The organism is Dialister sp. CAG:357 (assembly GCF_000435155.1).
GTDB lineage: Bacteria > Bacillota > Negativicutes > Veillonellales > Dialisteraceae > Dialister > Dialister hominis.
The window spans coordinates 1-7556 of sequence record NZ_FR896449.1 but is presented as its reverse complement, the minus strand read 5'-3'; the positions used below and the strand labels follow the sequence as shown (position 1 = coordinate 7556).

9 protein-coding genes are annotated in these 7556 nt (G+C 49.0%); all 9 read right to left on the bottom strand.

The features are described 5' to 3' along the window. The coding region (locus tag M3200_RS07275; protein WP_288178212.1) for a DUF951 domain-containing protein at positions 1 to 228 on the bottom strand (228 nt) is incomplete at its 3' end. Between the two features lie 79 nt (positions 229 to 307). After that, entirely contained in the window at positions 308 to 1426 is a 1119-nt protein-coding gene (locus M3200_RS07270) for a hypothetical protein (RefSeq protein WP_022382877.1), read from the bottom strand. 131 nt (positions 1427 to 1557) lie between these two features. Beyond that, positions 1558 to 2481, bottom strand: coding sequence for a DNA-binding protein WhiA (gene whiA, locus M3200_RS07265; protein WP_022382876.1), 924 nt, complete (start codon positions 2479 to 2481; stop codon positions 1558 to 1560). Then, positions 2481 to 3833 (bottom strand): gluconeogenesis factor YvcK family protein, encoded by a 1353-nt coding sequence (locus M3200_RS07260; RefSeq protein WP_022382875.1) that lies wholly within the window; start codon positions 3831 to 3833, stop codon positions 2481 to 2483. The genes whiA and M3200_RS07260 overlap by 1 nt, the downstream gene beginning before the upstream one ends. A gap of 3 nt (positions 3834 to 3836) precedes the next feature. After that, positions 3837 to 4739, bottom strand: a complete 903-nt coding sequence (gene rapZ, locus M3200_RS07255; protein ID WP_022382874.1) for an RNase adapter RapZ — start codon at positions 4737 to 4739, stop codon at positions 3837 to 3839. Next, positions 4739 to 5551: a Cof-type HAD-IIB family hydrolase gene (locus M3200_RS07250; protein WP_022382873.1), complete on the bottom strand. Its 813-nt coding sequence runs from the start codon at positions 5549 to 5551 to the stop codon at positions 4739 to 4741. The genes rapZ and M3200_RS07250 overlap by 1 nt, the downstream gene beginning before the upstream one ends. A gap of 193 nt (positions 5552 to 5744) precedes the next feature. Continuing rightward, positions 5745 to 6341, bottom strand: a complete 597-nt coding sequence (locus M3200_RS07245) for a flavodoxin (protein ID WP_022382872.1) — start codon at positions 6339 to 6341, stop codon at positions 5745 to 5747. A gap of 594 nt (positions 6342 to 6935) precedes the next feature. Then, on the bottom strand, positions 6936 to 7175 hold the full coding sequence (locus tag M3200_RS07240) for a hypothetical protein (protein ID WP_022382871.1): 240 nt from the start codon (positions 7173 to 7175) through the stop codon (positions 6936 to 6938). Positions 7176 to 7363: 188 nt separating this feature from the next. Next, the coding region (locus M3200_RS07235; protein ID WP_288178211.1) for a hypothetical protein at positions 7364 to 7556 on the bottom strand (193 nt) is incomplete at its 5' end.

The following is a 7556-nucleotide window of genomic DNA, read 5'->3' as shown; positions in this document are numbered from 1 at the left end:
CTCTTCCGATCTGGAGGCTAATGGCGTATCCTGCGTCACATCCCTGTTCAGGACCTTCTTGGCGCCCTTCAGGAATTTCGGCCTTGGAATGAGGACGATATGTCCGCATCCGCAGCACTTCACGCGCATATCGCTCCCCAGCTGCATGACTTCCCATTCCTGGCTGCCGCAGGGGTGCTTCTTCTTCATCTGGACGATGTCTCCGATGCGAAATTGAATAAACTTCATAAGGCTCATCCTTTCTGAATTTCTATTCTTTTCTTGTTTCTTTATTGTATCACAAGGCGTAAGATTCTGAACATTCCTTTTACGATTCTTTAACAGTATCTGCGGAAAGCGCAGGTTCAGGGACCATCAGGAAGCGGATGGGGAGAAAAGCAGCTCCTGCCGGGATGAAGCGGATAAAAAGATCGCGTCCCATATCCCAGGTGCCTGCTTCAATGTAATCTCTTTCTGTCCCGTTTCCGAACATGCGGAAGGATCTCTGCCCGTCTGTCCTGTATACGCGGGGAAGGTTCGGATAATAGCTGATCTGGAAGGTGCCAAGGTAGACACCGCCCTGTGCATTGATGTAGAGCTTGTAGCGCCCGGCTCCCCTGGAATGGAATACCATATGGTACGTAATGCCGTAGTCGCCCGTATTTTCGCGGTCGACTTTGCTGAGCTCATCGCGTCCCATCTGGAATGGCAGCGAATTTCCTATGGAAATGGCCGCATTTCCTTTTGAGAAATCCCATGGCTTATTTTCCATGTATACATCCATCGGGAATGTGCCGCGCATTTCATGAGAGTCAGGCAGAAGCGGAACTGAAAGATCAAGCGCCTTCTTCACATCTTCTTTTGTACCGTCAGGAACGATGGCAACGCCAAGGGAAACCGGTTTCTTCGTCTCGATTTCAACAATGCCGCTCACAAGGTCTCCACTCCTGATGCCCTTCTTGTCATCTTCAAAAAGGACGGTCCTTTCCTTAGGCAGGAGCTTTACAAGGACAGGATCGCCTGCCTCATTCACAGCCTCCCTGAAAGAAAGCGTGGCGCCCGTCGGCATGTAATCTGCGCTTGGATCGCCCTTGACCGTTCTGGTCACTGTGATATCCTGCTTTTTATCACTCTTGGCATACACAAGGACGCGGGCAGGCTTCCCCGTCTCATTGACGTGGTAATAATAGACGCGGCCCTTCCCCTTTTCTACCGTTCCTTCATAAAGGATGCCGTAGTTATCCGCATATTCAGGACAGTCGGAAAAGATAAGCTTCCCATCTTCTTTCTTGACCAGCATCGGGATCAGATTGTAATCAAGATACACAGGGGAAATGCCCGGCGATACGCTGCCATCCGTTTTGGGAAGGGATGCCGAAGCACCTCCCACAGCACCTGCTGCAAAAAGTGTCGTCAGGATTCCCATCAGCCAACGTTTCAGTTTCAAATCACGCACTGCTTTCTGCGCCCGGAGGCGCTTCTATATTAAATCCTAATATGTATCAAAAATGCCGCGCGCTCCTCCATCAGAGGGACGCACGACAATTATAGAATAAAAATCAGGAAGCGGCAAATGGATTATTCTACTCCGCCAAGCTCCGCAACCATCGCTTCCATCTTCTTGAAACGATGTGCCAGGCCTGACTTCGTGATGCCGCAGATGACAGCCAGCTCGGAAAGGCTGGCATTCGGATGAGCGAGCCGCAGTTCGCAGGCTTCGCGGAGCTTCGGCGGAAGAGAAGACTCCCCGACCTTGTCCATCAGAGTCTGCGCCAGATGTGACTGCCTGACAGCCGCGTCGACCGTTTTCTGCAGATTTGCCGTCTCGCAATTGACCTGACGGTTCACGCGGTTTCTCATGTCCTTCACGACCCTGACGCCTTCAAAGTCCATGTAGCTCTGGGCGGCGCCGACGATCTGAAGAAATCCGGACACTTCATCGCCATCTTTTATATATACTATATAATCATTTTTCCTGTCCGTCAGTTTGGCATTCATGCGGAAAGCTTTCATCGCCTTCACGATTTCCCCGGCGAACTTCTGGGACTGCGTCACCATCTCGAGATGATAATCGCTCTGCGGACGGCTGACAGAGCCGCCGCCAAGGAATGCCCCTGCCAGGTATGCTCTCTTTTCTTCATCCGTCTTCAGGTTTTCCATATCCTCGACGCCCGCCAGAGGCGAAAGCCCCATCGTATTCAGGAAGGCAAGCCCTTCAGCGGAAGGCTGCACGACAAGCGTGTAGACATTCTTCTTGCGGAGTCTTCTCCCCTGCCGCACCATCGTGGAAGGCATGAGGCCGAAATCCTTCTTCAGATAAACGAGGACGCGGCGCGCAACAGCGCTGTTTCCCGTGGAGAATTCCAGTCCCCAGCGGCCATGGCCGCCTGTAATGAACGAGCCGCTCATGCGCAGGAGAGCCAGAAGCTCAGCCACGCGGCAGTCCCGGTCATCCCTCTGGATACGGGCAAGCTCATTTTTCACTTGTTCGGTAAATGACATTAATGACTCCTTCTCAGGTAAGATTCCAGCGCATCAGGCGGAATATTCGCCTTCAGCAGATTATGAATCTGCACAATTTTATTGGCGAGCACATCATTATCCTGTGCTGCGCCTTTTTCAATACCCAGGAGATCCGCCTCGATGAGGACAGCGCCCAGATCATTGACTTTCGCGCGGTCGATCCTGACGGGGTACGCATGGACCTTGGCATACTGCGCAAGGACTTCCGGTCTTGGCGTCCCGTTATTGGCAAGGACGAAGTTCACGAAACCGGGCCCCACATGGTCGATGATCGCCTGCAGATGATCGCTGACTGTGAATCCGGTCGTTTCACCAGGCTGTGTCATGACATTGCAGATATAAAGCACAGGCGCACTGCTTTCGCGGATCGCCTGCAAAATTTCAGGAACGAGGAGATTCGGGAGGACCGATGTATAAAGGCTTCCCGGCCCCAGTGTAATAAGGTCTGCCTGCTTGATTGCCTGCAGCGCATCCCCGACGGCAATCGGATCATCCGGAATCGTCGAAAGCTTTTCAATCCGGACCTTCTTTCCTGCCTTCTGCGGATATTCGGAAATTTCCGACTCCCCTTCGACAGAGACCCCGTCCGACATCTTGGCGACGAGGCGCACCCTTTCAGGCGTTGCCGGGATGACCTGGCCGCGGATGTTCAGGACTTTACTCGCTGCCTCAAGTGCATTCTGAGGATTGCCGAATTCCTTGATCAGGGCAGCCAGGAAGAGATTGCCAAGGCTGTGTCCTGCCAGCTCCCCTTCCCCGCCGAAGCGGTACTGGAAGAGCTGTTCCAGCACGGATTCCTTGTCAGCCAGAGCGACAAGGCAGTTCCTGAGATCGCCCGGGGCAATGATGCCCATTTCCTCACGGAGACGTCCCGAGGAGCCGCCGTCGTCAGCCACCGTTACGATGGCTGAAATATTGGATGTCTTGCTCTTAAGACCTCTGAGCAGCATGGAAAGACCATGTCCGCCTCCGATGCACACGATGCGCATCCCTCTGGAAAGCTCGATCTTGGAAAGAAGCTTCTTGGAGACTTCCTTCTGATCAGGAGCAATCAGCTCGAGGAAACGCTTCACCAGCTTCCTCACAGCCAGAAGCATGATCCAGATGCCTGCAAGAATCATGATCGTGCCGCAGATGGCAAGGAATGTATAGCTGTAACTCCCCGTGATCTGGTAAGCCAGACGGAGCATATGCTCTTCCATGACGCCGAAAATCTGATAGTTCATGATCAAGGTCGCGCCAAAGACGAGGATGATGATGCCCACAGAGAAGAGAAGCATCCACCTCTTGATCGACAGGCCGGGGTATAGCCACTGAACGAAATGTTTCATAGGCTAGCCCTCCTGTTTATCGACGGCATCGTGTTCCACGTGATTCCTGTGGAGGTCACGATGTTCAATATTCACGTGGCCATACTTCTCCTTCAAATGATTTCCAAGCTTTTCCGTAACGAATACAGAACGGTGCATGCCGCCCGTACATCCTACGGCGATTGTAAACTGCGTCTTGCCGGATTCCTTGAACTGCTCGACCATGAAATCCATGAAATCATAGAGCTTCGTCAGGAATTCTCCCGTGACAGGCGCCGCGCTGATGTAGTCTCCGACTTCCTTCACGCGTCCTGTCCAGTACTTGTACTTCTCCACATAGAAAGGATTCGGCAGGAAACGGACATCAAGCACCGTGTCCGCATCAATCGGAATCCCGTATTTGAAACCGAAGGAAAAAACAGTAATCTGCATTTCCTTCTTGTGATTGTCGATGCCGAAGCGGTTGTTCAGATGTTCCTTCAGATCTTCCGTCTTCATCGTCGTCGTATCGATGATGATATCTGCCTGCGCGCGGACGCCCGCCAGAATTTTCCTTTCCTGCTCGATGCCGTCCTGGATACGCATCGTCTTGGCAAGCGGATGCTGCCGGCGCGTTTCCATGTAGCGGCGCACAAGCGCTTCATCCGAAGCTTCGAGGAATACCACCTCATGCGGGATGCCGCGTTTTTCCAGTTCCTTGAGAGCCTGCGGCAGCGCATCGAAAAACGACCCGCCGCGGATGTCCGTCACGACAGCCACATGGCGCGTATTCGACGTGCTCTTCCAGCAGAGATCAGCAAACCTTGCTATCAGAATCGGAGGGAGATTATCCACGCAGTAATAGCCCATATCTTCCAGCTTCTGCATGAAATTCGTTTTTCCCGCCCCGCTCATTCCTGTAATAATGACAAAACGAAAATCATCCATTATCTCGCCTCCAGTACATACCGGGCAATGGCCTTAGCCACCCCGTCCTCATTATTGGAATCCGTCAGTCCCTTTGCCGCTTCCTTGGCAGAAGGAGAAGCATTCGCTACCGCAAAAGAAGACCCTGCCATACGGAGCATCGAAGCATCATTATTGCCATTGCCGAAAGCCATGATCTCCGATGGCTCGATGCCGTACGTCTCAGCCAGCGCCTTCACTGCATTTCCCTTCGAACATTCCTTATTATTCATTTCGAAGAAGAAAGGCTTCGACTTCACCTGCCCCACCTTGTCCGCATAACCGGTGCGGAGCACGGATTCGATTTCCTTCATCACTTCCATATCATAATCGCAGACGAGAATCTTCGTCGGTGCCTTCTTGGGCGTATAGAAATCATCGCCTGCCACATGCGCCTTCACGCCGCACTGCCTTTCATACGCATCCGTTCTTTCATCACGGAACGGCACATACAATTCATCGTCAATATATGTATGCGCGTACCATCCATGCTCGCGGATCACAGAAAGGATTTCCAGTGCCAGATCGTAATCGATCCGCACATCACGGAGCACCTTCCCGCTTTCGCAAAGCCCCGTCATGGAGCCCGTATAACAGATCATCGGCACATCGCCAAGACCGATCGCCTGTCCCCACGGACGCGCAGCTTGGAACATGCGGCCTGTCGCAATGACGATCTTCACGCCCTTATCCATCGCGCTTTTCAGGACCTTCTTTGTGTAGTCCGAAATAGAAATATCATCATGAAGCAGTGTATCATCCAAATCAATCGCTATTAATTTGATCGCAGACATAAGTACCTCTTGTGTAAAATATAAAATCATAATTTCATGGAAATCTTTGATTCACCCTCCGTGAATCTTTTCATGTTTCCTATTATATCACAAAAGGAAACGCCCGAAGACGTGTAAATGAAATTTCAAAATTTTGTTTTTATTTTGAAAAAAGAAAAAGCCACCCGCATACGGATGACTTTTCACCTATTTCTTACTTCTTCAAAAGGCCGAGACTGTTCAGCCACTGGTTCATTTCCTTGTCATTGCCATCATAACGGAAGCCCTGTGCAAAGGAAGCGCCCTTTACGACCGTCTTCATATGCTCAATGCTCTTGTCAATGGAAGATCCGCCGCTGGTGCAGAAAGGAACGATCGTCTTTCCGGAGAAATCTCCGCTTTCAAGGAATGTGTCGATGATCATCGGTTCCTGGTACCACCAGATCGGATAACCGACCATAATGACATCATACTTGGAAAGGTCTGCCTTGCCTGCGATAGCCGGACGTGCATTGTCCTTCTGTTCCTGCTTAGCGCGGTCCGTCGTGGCATCGTACTCACCCGGATACGGATCAGCCGCTTCGATACGGTAAATATCTCCGCCCGTCAGTCCCTGAATCTTTTCAGCAGCTGCCTTCGTATTTCCCGACCAGGAGAAATAAGCAATCAGTACCTTCTTGCCGGAAAGACTAGCCTGCTGCTGCGCCGTCGATTTTGCAGGCGTCGGAGATGCAGCGCTTCCGCCGCAGCCTGCCGCCAGACCGAGGCCTAAAATCATGAAAATGACCATTAAAATCTTTTTGAAATTCATGTTCCACCCTCCCATGCTAAAAATAAAATCTTGTTATCTTCAATGTAATCCTGCATGGAAATGATGTCAAATACCCATCATTTATTGCCTGTCATGCCTTAAGTGTATGGATGAAAAATCATCCTCTTTATATATTACCGGATATGAAAAAGCCCCTCAGATCTCTCAAAAAGGGACTTTTTATTAAAATAACCCGAAAAGATTGATAGCAGTTAAATCAACCGCATTTCTTTTGCGTACACAGATTATACAGTTGCAGCGTTTCCTTAAATCCGTTATTGTCCGAATTCATAGGTAAGCTCCATCTCTAATTTTTTATACTCAATCCACAACTCTTTTATCTCTTCCGAGGTCTCTGGTTTAAATGCCCCTCTCCATCAACTAAGGCGCGCCATGGTTTCATTTTCTCCCACATTTTGTCTAATTTGGATTTTGTTTCTTCATAATTCATGGCTTCTTTACCCCCCTTTAAGATGAACATTTACCATATACTCAGCTTCCCATTCAGAAAATCCATAGAATCATATTTGTCAAAAGTTTATAAAATCAATATCCACTGATTTTATAATCATTTAGGCCCTTCTTATCGCAAAGTTAATACCACGCTAAAATCATAGATTTCTTATAATCTCCCTGCTTCGCATGTTCCATCAAATACGGTATAACATGGCCTATGTAAAAGCCAGTTCCACAATCATCTTTTTTCTCAATGGTGATTTCACCTGTTTTTCTGTTAATTGTGACAATTCCATCTCCCCATTCTTGATTGTTCTCAGGGAAATAAGAGCAACTAGCAATATCATCTGTCAACTTTATCAGGTCTATTCTTACCATTAAGATTCACCGCCTTCGAATAATTATATTTCCGTTCAGTTATTCTATGAGCCTCATCATAAGAGTATTTATATCGATTCATTAATTCATACTCAAGGCGTTCATGCTTTATTAGTATTATATCACATTCATATAACTTTCCCGCCAAGAAGCCTTTGGAACGATCCTGCCATATCATACATACCATATCATACATAAAATGAGTAAACACTATGATGCCCGTCAGCTAAATCATATTCATTAATAAGCACGTGCTCATAAACTTTTTTAGCTGACTTTATATTTATTCTGACAGCCTCACTCAATTTCTTAATAATTATTTCTCGGTTTGAGTTTATTATTTCTTCATCCCGAATTGCAATAATAAGTTGAACACCCGGC

What these genes read in the sequence shown, in the direction of transcription:
- whiA (WP_022382876.1), bottom strand. Translation starts at nt 2,481, where the DNA reads ATGTCATTTACCGAACAAGTGAAAAATGAGCTTGCCCGTATCCAGAGG.
- M3200_RS07260 (WP_022382875.1), bottom strand. Translation starts at nt 3,833, where the DNA reads ATGAAACATTTCGTTCAGTGGCTATACCCCGGCCTGTCGATCAAGAGG.
- rapZ (WP_022382874.1), bottom strand. Translation starts at nt 4,739, where the DNA reads ATGGATGATTTTCGTTTTGTCATTATTACAGGAATGAGCGGGGCGGGA.
- M3200_RS07250 (WP_022382873.1), bottom strand. Translation starts at nt 5,551, where the DNA reads ATGTCTGCGATCAAATTAATAGCGATTGATTTGGATGATACACTGCTT.
- M3200_RS07245 (WP_022382872.1), bottom strand. Translation starts at nt 6,341, where the DNA reads ATGAATTTCAAAAAGATTTTAATGGTCATTTTCATGATTTTAGGCCTC.
- M3200_RS07240 (WP_022382871.1), bottom strand. Translation starts at nt 7,175, where the DNA reads ATGGTAAGAATAGACCTGATAAAGTTGACAGATGATATTGCTAGTTGC.